Source organism: Actinomadura monticuli (assembly GCF_041463655.1).
Classification (GTDB): Bacteria; Actinomycetota; Actinomycetes; order Streptosporangiales; family Streptosporangiaceae; genus Spirillospora; species Spirillospora monticuli.
Window position 1 is genome coordinate 34,373 of record NZ_JAXCEI010000014.1, and the last position, 17,193, is coordinate 51,565.

Annotated in this window: 20 protein-coding genes; 7 read left to right on the forward strand and 13 right to left on the reverse strand. The window is 72.9% G+C overall.

Annotation, left to right across the window (positions count from 1 at the left end; genetic code table 11):
- Window positions 1–5: 5 nt before the first annotated feature.
- From SM611_RS27780 to SM611_RS27810, 7 genes are all read right to left on the reverse strand, one after another.
- Window positions 6–683: a DUF4328 domain-containing protein gene (locus SM611_RS27780; protein ID WP_371953129.1), complete on the reverse strand. Its 678-nt coding sequence runs from the start codon at window positions 681–683 to the stop codon at window positions 6–8.
- A gap of 100 nt (window positions 684–783) precedes the next feature.
- A complete protein-coding gene (locus SM611_RS27785; RefSeq protein ID WP_371953130.1) occupies window positions 784–1,116 on the reverse strand; it encodes a hypothetical protein in 333 nt (110 codons plus the stop codon).
- Between the two features lie 80 nt (window positions 1,117–1,196).
- Window positions 1,197–1,844, reverse strand: coding sequence for a response regulator (locus tag SM611_RS27790; RefSeq protein ID WP_371953132.1), 648 nt, complete (start codon window positions 1,842–1,844; stop codon window positions 1,197–1,199).
- A 27-nt stretch (window positions 1,845–1,871) separates the two neighbouring features.
- Entirely contained in the window at window positions 1,872–3,065 is a 1,194-nt protein-coding gene (locus SM611_RS27795) for a sensor histidine kinase (protein WP_371953133.1), read from the reverse strand.
- A 63-nt stretch (window positions 3,066–3,128) separates the two neighbouring features.
- A complete protein-coding gene (locus tag SM611_RS27800) occupies window positions 3,129–3,854 on the reverse strand; it encodes an ABC transporter ATP-binding protein (protein WP_371953135.1) in 726 nt (241 codons plus the stop codon).
- Complete coding sequence (locus SM611_RS27805; protein ID WP_371953137.1) at window positions 3,827–4,660, reverse strand: ABC transporter permease; 834 nt, start codon at window positions 4,658–4,660, stop codon at window positions 3,827–3,829. Before SM611_RS27805 ends, SM611_RS27800 begins: the two co-directional genes overlap by 28 nt.
- A complete protein-coding gene (locus tag SM611_RS27810; RefSeq protein ID WP_371953138.1) occupies window positions 4,657–5,613 on the reverse strand; it encodes an aliphatic sulfonate ABC transporter substrate-binding protein in 957 nt (318 codons plus the stop codon). Before SM611_RS27810 ends, SM611_RS27805 begins: the two co-directional genes overlap by 4 nt.
- Before the next feature lie 338 nt (window positions 5,614–5,951).
- Between SM611_RS27810 and SM611_RS27815 the strand changes: the two genes are divergently transcribed.
- From SM611_RS27815 to SM611_RS27825, 3 genes are all read left to right on the forward strand, one after another.
- A complete protein-coding gene (locus tag SM611_RS27815) occupies window positions 5,952–6,158 on the forward strand; it encodes a hypothetical protein (protein WP_371953140.1) in 207 nt (68 codons plus the stop codon).
- A gap of 112 nt (window positions 6,159–6,270) precedes the next feature.
- Window positions 6,271–7,062 (forward strand): methyltransferase domain-containing protein, encoded by a 792-nt coding sequence (locus SM611_RS27820; protein WP_371953141.1) that lies wholly within the window; start codon window positions 6,271–6,273, stop codon window positions 7,060–7,062.
- Between the two features lie 30 nt (window positions 7,063–7,092).
- Entirely contained in the window at window positions 7,093–7,893 is an 801-nt protein-coding gene (locus tag SM611_RS27825; RefSeq protein ID WP_371953143.1) for an SAM-dependent methyltransferase, read from the forward strand.
- Between the two features lie 15 nt (window positions 7,894–7,908).
- On the opposite strand, the gene SM611_RS27830 is transcribed toward SM611_RS27825, so the two are convergent.
- From SM611_RS27830 to SM611_RS27850, 5 genes are all read right to left on the reverse strand, one after another.
- Window positions 7,909–9,090 (reverse strand): cytochrome P450, encoded by a 1,182-nt coding sequence (locus SM611_RS27830; protein ID WP_371953145.1) that lies wholly within the window; start codon window positions 9,088–9,090, stop codon window positions 7,909–7,911.
- Between the two features lie 122 nt (window positions 9,091–9,212).
- Window positions 9,213–10,907 (reverse strand): acetolactate synthase large subunit, encoded by a 1,695-nt coding sequence (locus SM611_RS27835; RefSeq protein WP_371953147.1) that lies wholly within the window; start codon window positions 10,905–10,907, stop codon window positions 9,213–9,215.
- 192 nt (window positions 10,908–11,099) lie between these two features.
- Window positions 11,100–12,119 carry an LLM class F420-dependent oxidoreductase gene (locus SM611_RS27840; RefSeq protein WP_371953149.1) on the reverse strand — a complete coding sequence of 340 codons (1,020 nt, stop codon included), beginning with the start codon at window positions 12,117–12,119 and terminating at the stop codon, window positions 11,100–11,102.
- A 145-nt stretch (window positions 12,120–12,264) separates the two neighbouring features.
- On the reverse strand, window positions 12,265–12,465 hold the full coding sequence (locus SM611_RS27845) for a DUF397 domain-containing protein (RefSeq protein WP_371953150.1): 201 nt from the start codon (window positions 12,463–12,465) through the stop codon (window positions 12,265–12,267).
- Window positions 12,462–13,307, reverse strand: a complete 846-nt coding sequence (locus SM611_RS27850) for a helix-turn-helix domain-containing protein (RefSeq protein WP_371953152.1) — start codon at window positions 13,305–13,307, stop codon at window positions 12,462–12,464. The genes SM611_RS27845 and SM611_RS27850 overlap by 4 nt, the downstream gene beginning before the upstream one ends.
- Before the next feature lie 191 nt (window positions 13,308–13,498).
- Between SM611_RS27850 and SM611_RS27855 the strand changes: the two genes are divergently transcribed.
- Window positions 13,499–13,981, forward strand: a complete 483-nt coding sequence (locus SM611_RS27855; protein ID WP_371953154.1) for an ATP-binding protein — start codon at window positions 13,499–13,501, stop codon at window positions 13,979–13,981.
- Window positions 13,982–14,009: 28 nt separating this feature from the next.
- On the opposite strand, the gene SM611_RS27860 is transcribed toward SM611_RS27855, so the two are convergent.
- The gene (locus SM611_RS27860) at window positions 14,010–14,627 is read right to left on the reverse strand and encodes a TetR/AcrR family transcriptional regulator (RefSeq protein WP_371953155.1); all 618 of its coding nucleotides are present in this window, start codon (window positions 14,625–14,627) and stop codon (window positions 14,010–14,012) included.
- Window positions 14,628–14,688: 61 nt separating this feature from the next.
- Here SM611_RS27860 and SM611_RS27865 point away from each other — a divergent pair, with 61 nt between their 5' ends.
- The 3 genes from SM611_RS27865 to SM611_RS27875 all read left to right on the forward strand — a co-directional run bounded on the left by SM611_RS27865 (window position 14,689) and on the right by SM611_RS27875 (window position 17,181).
- Window positions 14,689–15,324, forward strand: coding sequence for a GNAT family N-acetyltransferase (locus tag SM611_RS27865; protein ID WP_371953156.1), 636 nt, complete (start codon window positions 14,689–14,691; stop codon window positions 15,322–15,324).
- The gene (locus SM611_RS27870; protein ID WP_371953157.1) at window positions 15,321–15,836 is read left to right on the forward strand and encodes a hypothetical protein; all 516 of its coding nucleotides are present in this window, start codon (window positions 15,321–15,323) and stop codon (window positions 15,834–15,836) included. Before SM611_RS27865 ends, SM611_RS27870 begins: the two co-directional genes overlap by 4 nt.
- A gap of 70 nt (window positions 15,837–15,906) precedes the next feature.
- On the forward strand, window positions 15,907–17,181 hold the full coding sequence (locus SM611_RS27875; RefSeq protein ID WP_371953158.1) for a bifunctional cobalt-precorrin-7 (C(5))-methyltransferase/cobalt-precorrin-6B (C(15))-methyltransferase: 1,275 nt from the start codon (window positions 15,907–15,909) through the stop codon (window positions 17,179–17,181).
- Window positions 17,182–17,193: the final 12 nt, after the last annotated feature.

Consider the following 17,193-nt stretch of genomic DNA (forward strand, 5'->3'; position numbering starts at 1 on the left):
GAAAATCACTCCCTCACCAACTGGAGGCGGGTTATCTGGAAGACGGTGGCCATGCAGAGGGCGGCGGCGAGGGCCTGGAAGGCGGCCGCGGCGACGCCGAGGTGGACGTCGAAGCGGGCCTCGGCGAGGGTGTCGACGCTGCCGTGCGCGAAGGCGCGGCCGAGGAGCAGGCCGAGGAGGGCGCAGATCCACCAGCCGGCCACGACGGCCCCGGCGGCCTGCCGTTCGGCCGTCCGGTACCGGCCACTGTTGACCCAGACCTCGTAGACCATGCGGGGCGGCAGCCACAGGTTGACGACGGGGGTGAACCAGCCGAGCAGCACCCAGGCGCGGTGGTGCCGGTGCGGCCCGGGGGACTGCCGGAACGCCCGCCACAGCCAGACCAGGTACAGCAGCCCGGTGACCGCGGCCATCATCGCGCCGATCGTGAACACGTCCCCGTAGGGGGCGAGGGCCTTGCCCGTGGCCACCGCGTCATAGCTGTCGTGCGTCGCCCCGCGCAGCGGATGCGCGAACCTGAGCAGGCTGATCCCCGAGCCGAGCGCGACGAACGCGTTGAAGCCGAGCAGCATGAACACGGCCACGCCGACCGCGCGGAAGTCGCGGCGCCGCGCCCACGCGCCGCACGCGGGGCACCGGTCGACCTCGGTCGGGATGATGTCGCCGCACAACGCGCACGGCATGACCCACCTCCCTTGGCCTTTGCGTTCGGTTGCTTTGGATACTACGTACGTTTGACATGCCGGGCCCAACGCGGGTTCGCGCGACATGCCGACGGAAACGTCACAGGTGGAACACGAACCACTGGGCGGCGCAGGCCGCGGCGGCGGTGCCGGCCGCCCAGGCGGCGAGCCGGCCGGGACCGCCCGTGGCCACGAGCCGCTCGGGGCGGAACCCGGTCACGGCGAGCAGCGCCCACCATTCCGCGGTGAGCGCGATCGTCGCATGCAGCGACCCGAACCCGACGAGGGAGAAGAGCAGGACGGTCCCGGCGGGGGTCGCCGCGTGCGCGAACAGCGCGGCCCCGCGCGACCGGCCGCGCAGCCCGGTGCGCAGCCCGGCGAGGACGGCGCCCCAGCCGACGGCGCCGAGCGCCCAGATGACCAGGACGGCCACGGGCAGCCCGTTCAGCGACTCCGGTGCCAGTGCCGTCTTCCTTCCCCGAACGTCCTCCCCGGGCCCGCGTCACTCGCGGGTCAGGTCATGAGGCCCGACTCCCACGCCCAGGCGGCCGTCTCCACCCGGTTCCGCGTGCCCAGCTTGCGGTGCACGCTCCCGAGGTGCGTCTTGACCGTGGACAGCGACACGAACAGCTGCCCGGCGATCTCCTCGTTCGTCCGGCCGCGGGCGACGAGCCTGACCACCTCCAGCTCCCGGTCGGTGAGCGGCTCGCGCGGCGGGGCGGCCGCCGGCCGCGGCCTCGCCAGCCGTTCCAGCAGCCGGACGGTGATGGACGGCGACACCAGCGACCCGCCGTTCGCCGCCGCGCGGACCGCCTCCACCAGCAGCGCGGGCCCGCTGTCCTTCAGCAGGAACCCGGCCGCGCCGCCGCGCAGCGCCCCGTACACGTACTCGTCCATGTCGAACGTGGTGACGATCACGATGCGGAGGGGGTCGGGGACGCCCGGCCCGGCCAGTTCGCGGGTCGCCTCCAGGCCGTCCATCTCCGGCATCCGGATGTCGAACAGGCACACGTCGGGACGGAGGCGGCGGGCCAGCGCGACGGCCTCGGCGCCGTCGGCGGCCTCCCCGACCACCTCCATGTCGGGCTGCGAGTCGACGATCATCCGGAACCCGGTCCGGACCATCTCCTGATCGTCGGCGACGAGTACGCGGATGGCCACACGGGCGATTCTGTCAGCATTCGCGGATCACTGCTCCCCGCCGGGCAGCACCGCGACGACCTCCCAGCCGCCCTCCGGGCGCGGCCCGGCGCGCAGCCGCCCGCCCGCCGCGCCGACCCGCTCCGCCAGCCCGGTGAGCCCGAACCCGCCGGACGGCAGCATCCGGCCGCGGCCCCGCCCGTCGTCCCGCACCGCGACCTCGACGTCGGGGCCCGCCCGGCCGAGGGTGACCCGCACGGTGGCGGCGTCGGCGGCGTGCTTGCGGATGTTGGTCAGCGCCTCCTGCACCACGCGGTGCGCCGCCGACGCCACCTCGGGCCGCAGCGCGCCGAGGCCGGGCGCGAGCGTCAACGTCGCCGGAGGGTGGGCGAACCCGGCGACGAGGTCGCGGAGCTGCGCGAGGTCCCCGACGGGACGGGTGGCCGCGCCGCCGTCGGGGACGGCCTCCCCGTCCGGGGCGTTGACGTTCTGCGCGTCCCGCAGCAGGCCGACCATGCGCCGCATCGAGGTGAGCGCCTCGGTGCCGGCCTTCTCGATCCCGCCGAACATGCGGTCCAGGTCGTCCGGCGACTGCCCCGCCCCCGCCCGCGCGGCGAACCGCGCCGCCTGCGCCTGGACGACGATGCCCGTCACGTGGTGGGCGACGAAGTCGTGCAGGTCGCGGGCCAGCTCCAGCCGCTCGTCCCGGCGCGCCGCGGCCAGCGTCCGGGACCGCCGCGCGTCCAGCGCCCGCAGGTAGAGGCCGGCGCCGAGGGCGATCGACACGGTGATGCCGAGCGGCGCGGTGAACAGCGCGGCGGCGAGCGCGGACCAGCGCAGCGGCGTCGCGAGGACGGCCGCGCCGAGCAGGAACGCGATCGGCACGAGCCGCTCGCGGCGCGCCTTCCACACGATCCGCGCGAGGACGATCAGCAGCCCGCCGATCTCCGCGAACAGGCTGGGCGCGCCGAAGTCGGGCCGGACCGCCGTGCCGAGGTAGAGGGTGCTGAACGCCGACAGCGCCCCGGCGGCGATCGCCCATGGGACGAGCCGCCCGGAGCCGACGAGCGCCGCGAGGTTGGCGGTCGCCGCGACGACCACCATCCACAGGGTGGGCGCGTCGTGGAGGGCGACGGCCGTGCAGGCCAGGAGGTACAGCGCCGTGAACGCCGCGTACGCGAGGCGCACGACGCAGCCGCCCACCGAGTGGATGCGGTCCAGCCGTGCCCCGACGTCGCTCACGTTCATGCAGGGTACGGCCCTTCGCGGGCCGCCGGATCGGCCGTTCGGACGATCCGGCGCCCGTCACCCCTCGTCCGGCCCGGCCGGCACGTGCAGCAGCGCGAGGAGCCGGCGCCGCAGCGCGCCGAAGCCCGGCGAGTCGACGGCCCGCGGGCGTTCGAGGCCGACGTCGATCGCCTCGGCGATCCGGCCGCCGTCCAGGACGAGCAGCCGGTCGGCGAGCAGGATCGCCTCCTCGACGTCATGGGTCACCAGCAGCGCCGCGAAGCCGTGCGCGGCCTGCAGCCGGTCGAACAGGGCCTGCATCTTCAGCCGGTTCAGGGCGTCGAGGGCGCCGAAGGGCTCGTCCAGCAGCAGCAGCTCGGGCTCGCGGATGAGGGCGCGGGCGATCGCCACCCGCTGCGACTGGCCGCCGGACAGCTCGGCGGGCCACGCGCGCCCCCGGTCGGCCAGGCCGACCTCGGCGAGCGCCCGCGCCGTGCGTTCCCCGGCGTCCTCGGCCCGGACGCCGAGCGCCACGTTGCCCGCGACCCGCTTCCACGGCAGCAGCCGGTGCTCCTGGAAGACCACGGCCTGCGAGGACGTGGTGGTGAACGTGCCGGTGGCCTCGTCGTCCAGCCCGGCCAGGATGCGCAGCAGGGTGCTCTTGCCCGAGCCGCTCGCGCCGAGCAGGGCGATCACCTGCCCGCGCTCGATGGTCAGGTCGATGCCGTCCAGCACGACCGTGCCGCCGAAGGACCGGCGCACGCCGGCCGCCTCCGCTACGTGGCCCGCAGTCCGCGCCGCCATGCCAGCAGCCTCCTTTCCAGGACCCGCAGGACGAGGTCGGACAGCAGGCCCAGCGTCGCGTACACGAGCAGGCCGAGCACGACGACGTCGGTCTGGCTGAACTCGCGGGCCTCCATCATCATGAAGCCGAGCCCGCCGTCGCCGTTGACCTGCTCGCCGACGACGAGGCTCAGCCAGCCGGCCGCGAACGCCAGCCGCAGGCCGATGAACACCGCGGGCAGCGCGCCGGGCAGGACCACGTGCCGGATCCGTTCCAGCGCCGACAGCCCGCAGGTCTTCGCCGCCTCGACCAGCCGCTCGTCGATGTCGCGGATGCCCGCGTAGGTGTTGAGGTAGACGGGGAAGAACGCGCCGAGCGCGACCAATGTGATCTTCGTTGACTCGCCGATGCCGAGCCAGATGATGAGCAGCGGGACGAGCCCGAGGTGGGGCAGCATCCTCGCCATCTGGACGGTCGGGTCGACCAGGTCGTCCCCGATGCGCAGCAGCCCGGCGAGCGCGCCGAGGGCGAGCGCGAGCAGCCCGCCGATGAGCAGGCCCGCGGCGGCGCGCTGCACCGAGTCGGCGAGGTAGCCGCCGAGGGTGCCGTCGGCGGCGAGCCGCCGGCCCGCCGCCAGCACGTCGGTGGGCGGCGGGAGCTTGGCCGGGTCGAGGACGCCCGCCTGCGCCGTGGCCTGCCACAGCACCAGCAGCGCGAGGGGGGTGATCAGCCGCCTCGTGCGGAAGCCCGCGCGCCTTCCGGCGGGCTTCCCGGCGGGCGCCTCCCGGGTGGCCGGTATCGCCGCGTCCGTCTCCGCGACGCTCATGTGAGGACGTCCGTGAAGCGGTCGTCGATCCTGCCCTTCATGTCGACCTTCCCGGGGATCAGCTTCAGCTCGGCGAAACCGTCGGCGATCTCCTGGATCTCGTCGCCGATCGCCGCGTCCACCGGCTGGATGGGCTGCGCGCTGCGGGCCTGGGCGCGCACCGTGGTGTCCAGCGGGATCTTCAGCTCGGGGGACAGGAGCTTCCCGCGCTCGTCCGGGTTCGCGATGCCCCAGGCGGTGGTCTCGCGGAGCGTCTGGAGGAACTTCCTGACCTGCTCGGGCTTCTTCTTCAGCGCCTCCGGCGACACCAGCACGTACTCGCGGTTGTTGGCGAGCCCGGTGGCGTCCGCGAGGACCTTGACGCCGGGCGTCTCGGCGAGCGCGAAGTAGGGGTCCCAGATGATCCACGCGTCGATCTGGTCGTTGTCGAAGGCAGGGCGGGCCTCGGCGGGCTTGAGGTACTTGACGTCGATGTCGTCGATCGTCATCCCGTTGGCCTCCAGCAGCTTGACCAGCAGCCAGTTGACGTTGGAGCCCTTGTTGAGGCCGACCTTCTTGCCCTTGAGGTCCTTGAAGGACCGGAACCCGCTCTTCTCCTTGACCAGGACCGCCTCGCCCTTGGGGACGGGCGCGGAGGTCGCGATGATCTTGAAGTCGATCTTCCCGGCGGCGGCGAAGATCGGCGGTGCCTCGCCGACCTCGCCGATGTCGATCGCGCCCGCCTTGATGCCCTCGGTCAGGGCCGGGCCGCTCTCGAAGAGCGACCAGGTCGTCCCGGGCGCCTCGGAGTGCCGGGCCTTGACGAGGCTGAGCGCGGCGAACCGCTGGTAGCCGACCCGCAGTTCCCTGCTCTCGGAGGCGCCCGCCTCGCCGCCGTCGCCGCAGCCGGCCGTGAGGGCGGACGCGGACAGGGCGAGGGCGCAGGCGAGCGCGACTGCGTAACGGCGCTTCATGGGGGTCACTGCTCCAGTCGGGGGTAGGTGGTGCCGTCACTATAGGACTAAATCGACTGATTAAGTAGGGAATATGAAGCAGATCACGCGGGACGCGAGGCGAGGGGCGTGCGGGACGGCGTGACGGCCCCGCTCGCCCCTCCCGGCACCCGCTCGCCGGAGCCGAATAAACGTTCGAAAATGTCAGAGGCCCCCCGTAGCGTTGACCACGTGACTTAGGCGACACCTGGGAACAGACGTCGAACCGAGTGGCTTGTAACGACGTACTTAGGGGTATGTGACACCCGGTGGTTCCGCACTGGCGCGGCCCCACCGGGGTTCAAGGAAGGGGTGTTGGCATGAGCGCAGCGACCGGCACGTTCCATCTCTCCCGCCCGCGGCTTGACGGGCCCGCCGAGCGGACCGTCGTCGAGCCGTGGCTCACCGAGCTTCCGCACGTGTCGCTGAACGCCTACGCCGAGCCCGCGCCCGCGCTGGCCCCCGTCGAGGCGCTGCCCATGAGGCCGCGGCCCGTGCCCGCCCGCCGCGTCGCCGTGGCGGCCTGACAGGCGCGAGAAGGGGATCGAGACGGGATCTCGATCCCCTTTTCCATGCCCGATCGTCTCATACTCTGATACACTGTTCTCAAAGTATGAGAAGAGGTCGTAGGGTCGGAGCATGCCCGCATACACGCACGGACACCACGAGACCGTTCTGAGCGCGCACCAGTGGCGCACCGTCGAGAACTCCGCCGCCTACCTGATCGAGCACCTGCGCCCGGGGCAGGCCCTCCTGGACGTCGGCTGCGGCCCCGGCACGATCACCGCCGGCCTGGCCCGGCGCGTCGCACCGGGCCGGGTCGTCGCCTCCGACTCCGCCGCGGCCGTCCTGGACGAGGCCCGCAAGAACACCGCCGGCCTGGACAACGTCGAGTTCGCCGTCGCCGACGTCCACGCCCTGGACCACCCGGACGGCACGTTCGACGTCGTCCACGCCCACCAGGTCCTGCAGCACGTCGCCGACCCCGTCCGGGCGCTGCGCGAGATGCGCCGCGTCACCAGGCCCGGCGGGACCGTCGCCGTCCGCGACGCCGACTTCGGCACCATGATCTGGTACCCGGACCCGCCCGGCATGGACTCCTGGCTGCCGATCTACTACAAGGTCGCCCGCGGCAACGGCGGCGAGCCCGACGCCGGGCGCCGGCTGGTCTCCTGGGCGCGCGCCGCCGGCTTCACCGACGTGACCGCGTCCGCCTCCGCCTGGTGCTACGCCACCCCCGAGGAACGCGAATGGTGGAGCGAGTCCTGGGGCGGGCGCCTGCTCAACTCCGCCATCGCCGACCAGGCCGTCGCGGGCGGCCACGCGACGCGCGAGGAGCTCCGCCGCGTCTACCAGGGCTGGAAGGACTGGGCCGCGGCCGAGGACGGCTGGTACTCGGTAACCCACGCCGAGATCCTCTGCCGGGGATAGGGTGGTCTCCCCGGTCGCAATGGAGCCTCCATGTCACCGAACTTAGACGTCGGCGTCCCCAACATCGCGCGCATCTATGACGCGATGCTCGGCGGCAAGGACAATTTCGCCGTCGACCGGGAGGCCGCCGACCGGCTGCTCGAGGTCGAGCCGATGTCGGCGATGTACGCGCGGCAGCACCGCGCGTACATCGGCCGGGCGGTGCGGATGCTGGCCGAACGCGGGGTCCGCCAGTTCCTCGATGTCGGCACCGGCCTGCCCACCATGGACAACGTCCACCAGATCGCGCACCGGCACGCCCCCGGTTCGCACGTGGTGTACGTCGACAACGACCCGGCCGTCTGCGCCCACGCCCGCGCGCTGCTGGCCGACGACCCCGGCACGGTCGCGGTCATCCAGGAGGACCTCCGGAACCCCGAGCGGATCCTGGACCACCGCGACACCCGCCGGCTCATCGACTTCGCCGAGCCGGTCGGCATCCTGGCCACCGGCGTCCTGCACTTCATCCCCGACGCCGACGACCCGCACCGGGCGATCTCGGTGCTCACCGAGGCGATGTGCTCCGGCGGCCACCTGGTCGTCTCCCACATCACCGACGAGGAGGCGCGCCGGACGCGCCCGGCCGACAACAAGTCCGGGCTCGAGGTGTTCGCGAGGAGCAACGCGCCGATGCGGCCGCGCAACCGCGTCGACATCGAGCGGTTCCTGGACGGCCTGGAGCCGCAGGACCCCGGCCTCGTCTGCATCACGCGCTGGGGAGAGGACGACCCCCCGGCGATCTCCGACGATCTGCGCGACGTCTGGCTCGCGGCGGTGGCGCGCAAACCCTGACCGGCGCGACGCCGGTCAGCGCGGTGTCGCCGTCATCGGAAGGGACGCGAAGCCGCGCACGTACGCCGAATACGGCCGCCGCCCCGCCGCCGGGTCGAGGTCGAAATCGGCCAGCCGCCCCACCATCTCCTCCAGGACGATCCGCGATTCCAGCCTGGCCAGCGAGGCGCCCAGGCAGTAGTGGGGGCCGCTGCCGAAGGTGGCCATCCGGCCGGTGTCCCGGTCGATGTCGAACTCCTCGGGCCGCTCGAAGGCGCGGGGGTCGCGGTTGGCCGCCCCGGGGAGCAGCACGATGCGCGCGCCCTGGGGGAGCGGGACGCCGTGCAGCTCGACGTCCTTGGTGAGGGTCCGCAGCTGCAGCGGCGCGGCGGTGTCGTAGCGCAGCGTCTCCTCGATCCAGTCGGGGACCCGGCCCGCGAACGCCTTGGCGCGCTGCCCGGGATGGCGCCACGCCCAGTACCAGGCGTTGCCGATGAGGTTGGTCGTGGTCTCGTTGCCCGCCCCGACCAGCAGGTGCACGAACGCGATGATCTCGTCGTCGGTCAGCGGCTCCTCGTCCACGGCCGCGTCCAGCAGCGCGGAGGCGAGGTCGTCCCGCCTGCGGCGGCGCCGGTCGGCCACGATCGCGGCGAAGTGCCCGACCAGTTCGAGCAGGGCCGCGACGCCGTCCGGGCCGATCTCCCGCGTGCCCGGCTCGCGGTGCAGCGCCGTGTCCGCCAGCCGGCGCACGTCGGCGCGGTCGGCCTCGGGAACGCCGACCAGCTCGGAGATGACGTCGGTGGGCAGCGGCGCGGCGATGTCGGCGACGAGGTCGAACGAGCCGCGCTCCAGCGCCGCCGCGACGTGCTGCCGGGCGATCTCGCGGATGCGCGGCTCCAGGTCCGCGATCCGCCGCGGCGTGAACGCGCGGGACACGAGCCGGCGCATGCGGGTGTGCCGGGGCGGGTCCATCGCGATGAACGACATCGCCTCCTGCGCCTGCGGCCCCCAGGCACGCCGTTCCAGCAGCGGCCCGTTGGCGCTGGAGAACCGGCCCGGGTCGCGGAACGCGCCCACCACGTCGGCGTGGCGGGACAGCGCCCAGAAGTCCAGCTCCTCGTTGCGGTAGACCGGCGCCTCCTCGCGCAGCCGCGCGTACACGGGGTACGGGTCGGCGTCGACCTCGTGGAAACCGTACGGATCGAAGGCAACGCCCACGTCTGCTCTCCCGCCATCTCCGCGATCTCCCAGTCTCGCCCGGACGGTCCGGCCGTGCCAGTCCAAGATCACTAAGGGCCGGATGCGGCCACCGCCGCGCCGCGGCGCGGCGGTGCGGGCCGCTAGAAGGGGTCGGTCAGGTCGCCCAGCTTGTCGGTCAGCCGGAGGTTGTGGGAGTAGTCGACGGGGACGGTGACGACGGAGACCGCGTCCTCGGCGAGGGCCTTGCGGAGGGTGGGGAGCAGCTCGCCGGCCGAGTCCACGCTGTGGCCGCGGGCGCCGAAGCTCTCCGCGTACTTCACGAAGTCCGGGTTGCCGAACTTGATGTGGGAGCTGGTGCCGAGATCGAGGTCCATCTTCCACTCGATCAGCCCGTAGGCGGAGTCGTCCCAGATCAGGACGGTGATCGGGACGTTCTCCCGGACCGCCGTCTCCAGTTCCTGCGAGTTCATCAGGAAGGCGCCGTCGCCCGTCGCGGCGAGAATGCCGCGGTCCGGGTGGGCGAGCTTCGCGGCGATCGCGCCCGGCACGGAGAAGCCCATCGACGACAGCCCGTTGGAGACGATCAGGGTGTTCGGCTCGTAGGTCGGATACATCCGCGCCATCCACATCTTCACCGCACCGGTGTCGGCGAGGACGATGTCGCCGCGTCCCATGGCGGCGCGGACGTCCGCGACGATGCGGCGCGGCGAGAGCGGGAACCCGTCCTCGGTGGCGCCCTCCGCGAGCTCCTCGCGGAGCAACTCCCGGATCCTGTGGTGGGTGGAGGCCGGCGGGGTTGAAGGGACTGGAGGACGGGAGGTTCCGTCGGTGTCGAAGCGGCGGTGGACGGAGTCGGCGAGCGCGTGCAGCGACCTGGAGATGTCGCCCTGGATGCCGACCTCCACCGGATAGTGGTCGTCGACCTCGGCGGGGAACTGGTGAATGTGGATGATCTTCTTGCCGGCGTCCGGGTTGACCTTGACGGGGTCGAACTCCTGCAGCTCGTAGCCGACGGCGATCAGGACGTCCGCCTCGTCGAAGCCGAAGTTGACGTGGTCGTGGCGCATGAAGCCGACGGCGCCGAGGGCGTTGCGGTGGTCGTCGGGGAAGACGCCCTTGCCGTTGAACGTGGTCGCGACCGGCAGGCCGAGGCGCTCGGAGAAGTAGATCAGCGCGTCGCTCGCGCGGGCCCGGGCGGCACCGTGGCCGGCGAGGACGATCGGCCGCCGGGCGAGGGCGAGCAGGTCGGCGGCGCGCGCGATCTGGGACGGCGACGGCTCCTGCGTCCGGACGATGTTCAGCGGCAGCGGCGCCAGGTCGGCGGAGACCTTCGCGGCCTCGACGTCCTCCGGAATCGCCAGGTAGACGGCGCCCGGACGTTCGGTCTGCGCCGTCTTGAACGCCTTGCGGACCATCTCGGGCAGCGCCTCGGCCCGCGGGACCAGCTCCGACCACTTGGTGATCGGGCGGAACAGCGAGACCAGGTCGATGATCTGGTGCGACTCCTTGTAGATGCGGTCGAGGCCGACCTGCGCGGAGATCGCCACGACGGGGGTGCTGTTGGTGGTCGCGTCGGCGACGCCGAGCTGCAGGTTGATGGCGCCGGGCCCGAGCGTCGCGGACGCGACGCCGGCGCGGCCGGTGAGGCGGCCGTAGATCTCGGCCATGAACGCCGCGCCCTGCTCGTGCCGGACGAGGATGTAGCGGATGGACGAGTCGTTCAGCGCGTGGACGAAGTGGATGTTCTCCTCGCCCGGGATGCCGAAGACGTACTCGACGCCCTCCGCCTCAAGTGTCCTGACGAGCAGGCGGGCGGCGTCTTCCTGCGTGGACATCGTGTGTCCCATCTCCAGTTCGCGGATCGCGGGTGGTGTCCGGTACAGCACCCGGATACCTACCTCCATTCCGCGCCGCGATGTGGAGTCGATCTCTCCGAAAGTCGGCCGCGTTCCCGCCGGCGCGGCCGTCCGCCGCCGCTTCGGTCGGGCCGGCGGGTCGCCCGGCCGCCCGGGGCGGCCGGGCCTCCGTCAGGAGTCGGCGATGTCCTTGATGGCGCGCAGCGTGGGCTCGTCCTTCACGCCGGCGATCAGCAGGGTGGTGACGGGGCTGTCGCGCCAGAGCTGGAGCCGCTCCTTGATCCGGTCGAGCGGGCCGAGCAGCGAGATCGCGTCGGCCAGCTCGTCCGGGACGGCCTTGATCGCCTCGTCGCGGCGGCCGCCGAGGAACAGCTCCTGGACGCGCTCGGCCTCCTCGGCGAAGCCGAGCCGGCCGATCAGGTCGAGGTGGAAGTTGCGGTCCTTGGCGCCCATCCCGCCGATGTAGAACGCGAGCGGGACCTTGGCGAACTCCAGGGCGGAGGCGAGGTCGTCGGTGACGATCGTGGTGACGGTCGCGGCGATCTCGAAGCCGTCCGGCCGGTCCGCCAGGGACGCGCCGAAGACGGCGTCGATCTGCTGCGGGTCGACGAACAGCGGCAGCCACCCCTGCGCGATCTCGGCGGACATGGCGACGTTCTTCGGCCCCTCGGCGCCGAGGTAGACGGGGATCTCCGCGCGGACGGGATGGGCGATCGACTTCAGCGGCTTGCCGAGGCCCGTTCCGCCCGGGTAGGGCAGCGGATAGTGCGGGCCCTCGCTGGTGACCGGGGCCTCGCGGCGCCACACCTGCCGGACGATGTCGAGGTACTCGCGGGTGCGGGCGAGCGGCTTCGGGAACGGCTGCCCGTACCAGCCCTCCACGACCTGGGGGCCGGACGCGCCGAGGCCGAGGATCACCCGTCCGCCGGACAGCGCGTCCAGGGTGAGCGCGTGCATCGCGGTGGCCGCCGGGGTCCGCGCCGAGATCTGGACGACGGCGGTGCCCAGCTTGATCCGGGACGTGCGGGCGGCGTACCAGGCCAGCGGGGTGAACGCGTCCGACCCGTACGCCTCGGCGGTGAACACCGAGTCGTAGCCGCAGCGCTCGGCGGCCAGCACCGTCTCGGTCTGGTCGTCGGGGTCGCGCTGCCAGTAGCCGACGTTGATGCCGAGCTTGAGTTCCGCGGTCACGTTGCACCCTCCGGTTGTCGACGCACCCGCGATACTAGAACACGTTCTAGTTTCTCGGGAAGGGGGCGGCGGGGTGCGGGCACCGGCAGGGGCCGCGGCGGGCTCCGCCGCGGCCCCCGGCCGTACTCGCTGACGTGCCGACTCGCTAACTCTCCTTGATCGCGTCCAGCAGGCCCCGCCAGGCGGACGGCGTCAGCACCAGGGCGGGGCCGGAGGGGTCCTTCGAGTCGCGCACCGCGCGAAGGTCGCGGGACAGGGGCGCCACCTCGACGCACTGGTCGCCGCTTCCGCTGCGGGACGACGTGCGCCAGACGGCACCGGTGAGTTCGCGCTGCAGGTTGGTCACGGGCTGCTCCTTGCTGCCTCGGCGATGAGGTGCGCGGAATCCTCGGGGGACAGGGCGGCCGCCTCGATCCGATCGAAGCGGTCCCTATGCTTCGCTATTTCCTCGGCGCTCTCAAGGTAAACGTCGCCCATAGTGCCCTCGACGTAGGCGATATCGGGGTCCGCGGGGTCTGGATACGACAATATGGTGAAACGTCCGTCAAGGCCCGCATGTGCCGCTGCTGAGTACGGAAGTACCTGAATCGTCACGGTTGGGCGGTTTCGCGCGGCGGTCGCGAGGGCGGTCAGCTGCGCGCGCATCACCTCCTCGCCGCCGATCGGGCGGCGCAGCACCGCCTCGTCGAAGATGACCTGGAGGCGCGGCGCGTCGGCGCGGTCGAGCAGCGCCTGCCTGATCTTCCGGGCGGCGATGCGGCGCTCGATGTCCTCCTGGGCGGGCAGCAGCCGGCCCGCCGTGATCACGGCGCGCGAGTACGGCTCGGTCTGCAGCAGCCCGTGGACGAGCTGCGGGTCCCAGGTGCGGATGTGGGACGCCTCGTCCTCCAGCGCGACGTAGCTGCCGGCGAAGACGTCCTGGTAGGCCGTCCACCAGCCGCGCTGGCCGGCCTGCCGGGCGAGGGTGATGAGCGCGTCGCGATCCGGGCTCGGGACGCCGTAGAGGTCGAGGATGTCGGCGATGTCGCCGGGCTTCGGGCGGGTCTGGCTGGTTTCGAGGCGGGAGACGGTGGCTCGCGACCAGTCGAGCCGGTCCGCCACCTCCTGCAGGGTCAGGCCCTGCTCCTCGCGCAGCTTGCGGAGCTCTCGCGCGAGGCGGCGGCCACGGACGGTGGGGCGGTAGGTCATGGGAGTGAAGTCTCGCGACTCTTGACGCGCGTCACAACGCGATTGACGAACCCGGCGGTAAGGACGGGGGAATTCCAGGAAGACGCTTGCGATCGTGAGAATCTCACGAGACTCTTGGTTGCGTGACCGTCCGGAGACCGACAGTGACGGTCGGACGTCGCGCACCGGGCACGTAGACCGCGGGAGGACCCGTGAAGACCACGCCGGCCGAACTTACGGCGGACACCATGACCGACGGCATGCCCGGGTGGGCGTGGGCGCTGCCGGGCGGTCCGGGAAGCGCCGGCCACGCCCGGCGCGTCCTGCGCGACGCGCTCGCCTCGCTCGGCGCGCCGCCGGACGTCATCGCCGACGCCCAGCTCATGGTGAGTGAGCTGGCGACGAACGCCCACCAGCACGCGGGCGAGCACGGCCCGCACGAGCTGTGGCTCTACCGCGGCGAGGGGCGGGCCGGGGACGAGGTGCGCTGCGCGGTCTTCGACGCGTTCGCCGACGCCGCGCTGCCCGGCTACTCGTGGACGTCCGGCGACTGCGGGCGCGGGCTGGGCATCGTCCGGGAGCTGTCCGGCGGGCGCTGGGGGCTGCGGCGCGCGCTCTCCCGGCTCGGCCCGCCCGTCCGCGGCAAGGCCGTGTGGTTCGCGCTCCCGGGCTGCACCGGCGCGCTGCCGAGCTGACCCTCGCGCGGCGGCCCTCCCGCCCGCGTCAGTTCTTCTCCAGGGCGGGGCCGGTCTTCTCCAGCGCGGGGCCGATATCGCTGACCAGCGCCAGCAGTGACCGCGCGAGCAGCGTGTGCACCTGCTCGCGGTCGAGCGTCTTCTCCTGCAGCCACTGCCGCGTCGCCGCGTCCACCAGCCCGGAGTAGATCCGCAGGACGGCCCGCAGCGTCTCGGTCGGCTCAGGGACCCGCAGCACGGCCAGCATGTGCTTGACGGCGTCGTCCTTGAACCGGTTGACGATCCGCAGGAGCTCGGGGTCCTGCCCGAAGCCCTCCGCGTCCAGCGCCGCGAACCAGGTCGTCGCGTTCTGCTCCGCGGTGTCCAGGAACAGGTTCACCAGCAGCTCGACGGACTCGGGCAGCGTCAGCCGGTCGTCCGGCGGCGGGGCCTGCATCGCGGCGGACGCCGTCAGCCCCTGGACCACCTTGAGGAACAGCTCGCGCTTCGTCCCGAAGTAGTAGTGGATCAGCCCGCGCTGCACGCCGGTCTCCCGGGCGATCGCGGCCGTCGACACCTCGGCGTACGGCAGCTCGGTGAACATCCGCCGGGCGACGTCCAGGATCTGCGCACGCCGTTCGTCCGGGGACAGGCGCTGGTAGCTCACCGGCGACAGCCTATTCTGTGCGGGCGGCCCGCGCTGTGCGGGCGGCGTGAGGGGAACGCGCGTGAACGCCTTCGAGGGGACCGTGCGCCTGGTGGGCGAGCGGCTCGTCCTGCGTCCGTTCTGCCTGGACGACGCGGCCGGGCTGATCGAGGTGATCCGCGCCGGGGAGGACTTCCTGCCGCCCAACTTCCCGACCGCGCTGGAGGCCGAGCCCATCGCCTGGTTCCTCCAGGAGGGCGTGCACAAGGTTCAGCATTTCGGCCTGGGCATCCATCTCGCGGTGACAGAGCGCTACACGGGCGACCTTATCGGCACCATCGGGTTGTTCAAGGTGGATTGGACCCATCTGACGTCCGAGGTCGGTTATGGGATGCGGCCGGGCGTGCGCGGGCGCGGCCACGCCACCGAGGCGCTCGGCCTGGTCTCCGACTGGGCGCTGCGCGATCGCGGGCTGTTCCGGGTGGAACTCCGCGCGATGGTCACGAACCGCGCCTCGATCCGGGTCGCCGAGAAGGCCGGCTACGTGCGCGAGGGCGTGGCGCGCGGCGCCGAGCGCGACGCGGACGGGATCAGCCGCGACATGATCGTCTTCAGCCGGATCGCGACGGATCCGCCGGTCCCCGGCGCGCCGCGCCCGCATCCGGGCGGCGCCTCCGCGAGGCTCGTCGCCGGCGACGAGGAGGGACGGTACCAGTGACCGCAACGGACCAGACGCTCGTGATGTACGGGGAGGGCGCCCGCGAGGCCGCCCGCCGGATGCTGCCCGAGCTGCCGGACGCGTGCTTCGTCCCGCTCGGCGCGGCGCCGGTCCGCGAGGTGGTCGCGGGCGCGGTCAAGGACGGCCTCGCGCAGATCGTGCTGGTCGCGGGCATGGCCGAGCAGGTCGCGGTGCTGGGCGGCGGGGCGGGGCTGCTGGAGTCGATCACCCTCGACATGGACTGCGGGGTCGCGCTCGCCGGGGAGGTGTCGCGGGCCGCGACGGTCCAGGACGCCTACGCGCTGTGGGAGGCCGCGGGCAGGCTCGGCCCGTGCGGGCGGGAGCTGTGCCGCCGGACGGCCGGCGAGCTGGAGCGCCTCGCCGCCGAAGCCGCGGCCGGCGGGTCCGCGGCGGCCGCCGGCGCGCCGCGCCGCCCGCTCGCGGCCCAGGTCGTCCTGCTGGACGCGGCCGCCGAGCGCATGCTCGGCATGTACGGCCGCATGGCCCGGTGAGCGGTCCGGCCGGTCCGGCGGGCGGGCGGCTCGCCGGAATGGCTCGCTAGACGATTGGCAGGGCAGGACGATGCTGACGGTCGTCGGCCGCGATGGTTCGCCGCTCCCCGCGGCGGCCGTCGCGGCCCTGGAAAGCGCCGCACTGGTCGTGGGAGAGCCGGCGCTGCTGGAGGGCCTCCCGTTGGCGCCAGGCGTCCGCCAGGTCGCCACTGAGAACTGTGCAGAGTCCCTGCACGGGGTCGATGTCACCGAGCAGGACGTCGTGCTCGTCGTGAACGGGGATCCGGGCTACTTCGGCATCGTGCGCGAACTGCTCGAACAGGGGCACGCGCCAGAGGCGTTCCCTGCTACGCCGCTGGTGGCGCGGGCTTTCGCTCAGGCGGGGCTGCCCTGGGAGGACGCCCTCGTCGTCTCCGCCAGGGACGGGCATCTGCGGCAGGCCGTGAACGCGTGCCGCGCCCATGCGAAGGTGGCCGTGCTGACCGGGCCCGGGGCCGGTCCGGCGGAACTGGCGCGCGCGCTGTTCCCCGTCACCCCGCGTTCCTTCGTGGTCTGCGAAGACCTGGGCGGGCCCAAAGAGAGGGTCGTCTACGTCCGTCCGGCGGAGGCGACCACTCGGCCCTGGAACGAGCCTGTTGTGGTGCTCGTCCTCGACAATCGTCACGCCCTGGGCGAAACCAGCTGGATATCGGGGCCCGTGCGGCCTTCGGGCGGATGGGCGCCGCCTGCGGACGCCTTCGGCGACGGGCCCGGCCCGCGTCCGGACGTGCGGGCGTTCGTCCTGGCCAAGCTCGGTCCCGGGATCGGCGACATGGTGTGGGACGTGGAGTCCGGCGACGGCTCGGTGGGCATCGAGTGCGCGCGCTTCGGCGCCGCCGTCGTCGCCGTCGACCGCGACTACGCGGCCTGCGAGCGCATCAGGCAGAACGTGCGCCTGCACGGGGTCAAGGTGGCGATGGCGTCCGGGGACGTCCGGTCCACCGCGGGCCATCTGCCCAGGCCGGACGCCGTGTTCCTCGGGCGGGGCGAGCCGGAGGCCGTCCGGGTCTGCGCCGCGCTCGAACCGGCCCGCATCGTCGCCGTCGCGACGCCCGCCGACGCTCAGGCCATACTGGACATCCTGGATGAGCAGGGCTTCACCCCCGACGCCGTCCAGCTCCAGGCGGCCCGGCTGAACCCACCGGAGCGGCCCGGAGACCCGGTGATCGTCGTCTGGGGGGAGCGGGACGCCCGGCCCCCCGTGCCGCGGCCGTCCCGGACGAACCGCCCCGTCGAGACGATCCCCGCGCCGCCCGGCGATCCGGACGTACCTCACCGTCCGGACGTACCGCTCGGCAAGGCGTGAAACCCTGGTAAC

Coding starts and splice junctions, on each gene's coding strand:
- SM611_RS27780 (WP_371953129.1), bottom strand. CDS start 683: ATGCCGTGCGCGTTGTGCGGCGACATCATCCCGACCGAGGTCGACCGG.
- SM611_RS27800 (WP_371953135.1), bottom strand. CDS start 3,854: ATGGCGGCGCGGACTGCGGGCCACGTAGCGGAGGCGGCCGGCGTGCGC.
- SM611_RS27805 (WP_371953137.1), bottom strand. CDS start 4,660: ATGAGCGTCGCGGAGACGGACGCGGCGATACCGGCCACCCGGGAGGCG.
- SM611_RS27810 (WP_371953138.1), bottom strand. CDS start 5,613: ATGAAGCGCCGTTACGCAGTCGCGCTCGCCTGCGCCCTCGCCCTGTCC.
- SM611_RS27815 (WP_371953140.1), top strand. CDS start 5,952: ATGAGCGCAGCGACCGGCACGTTCCATCTCTCCCGCCCGCGGCTTGAC.
- SM611_RS27820 (WP_371953141.1), top strand. CDS start 6,271: ATGCCCGCATACACGCACGGACACCACGAGACCGTTCTGAGCGCGCAC.
- SM611_RS27825 (WP_371953143.1), top strand. CDS start 7,093: ATGTCACCGAACTTAGACGTCGGCGTCCCCAACATCGCGCGCATCTAT.
- SM611_RS27835 (WP_371953147.1), bottom strand. CDS start 10,907: ATGTCCACGCAGGAAGACGCCGCCCGCCTGCTCGTCAGGACACTTGAG.
- SM611_RS27850 (WP_371953152.1), bottom strand. CDS start 13,307: ATGACCTACCGCCCCACCGTCCGTGGCCGCCGCCTCGCGCGAGAGCTC.
- SM611_RS27875 (WP_371953158.1), top strand. CDS start 15,907: ATGCTGACGGTCGTCGGCCGCGATGGTTCGCCGCTCCCCGCGGCGGCC.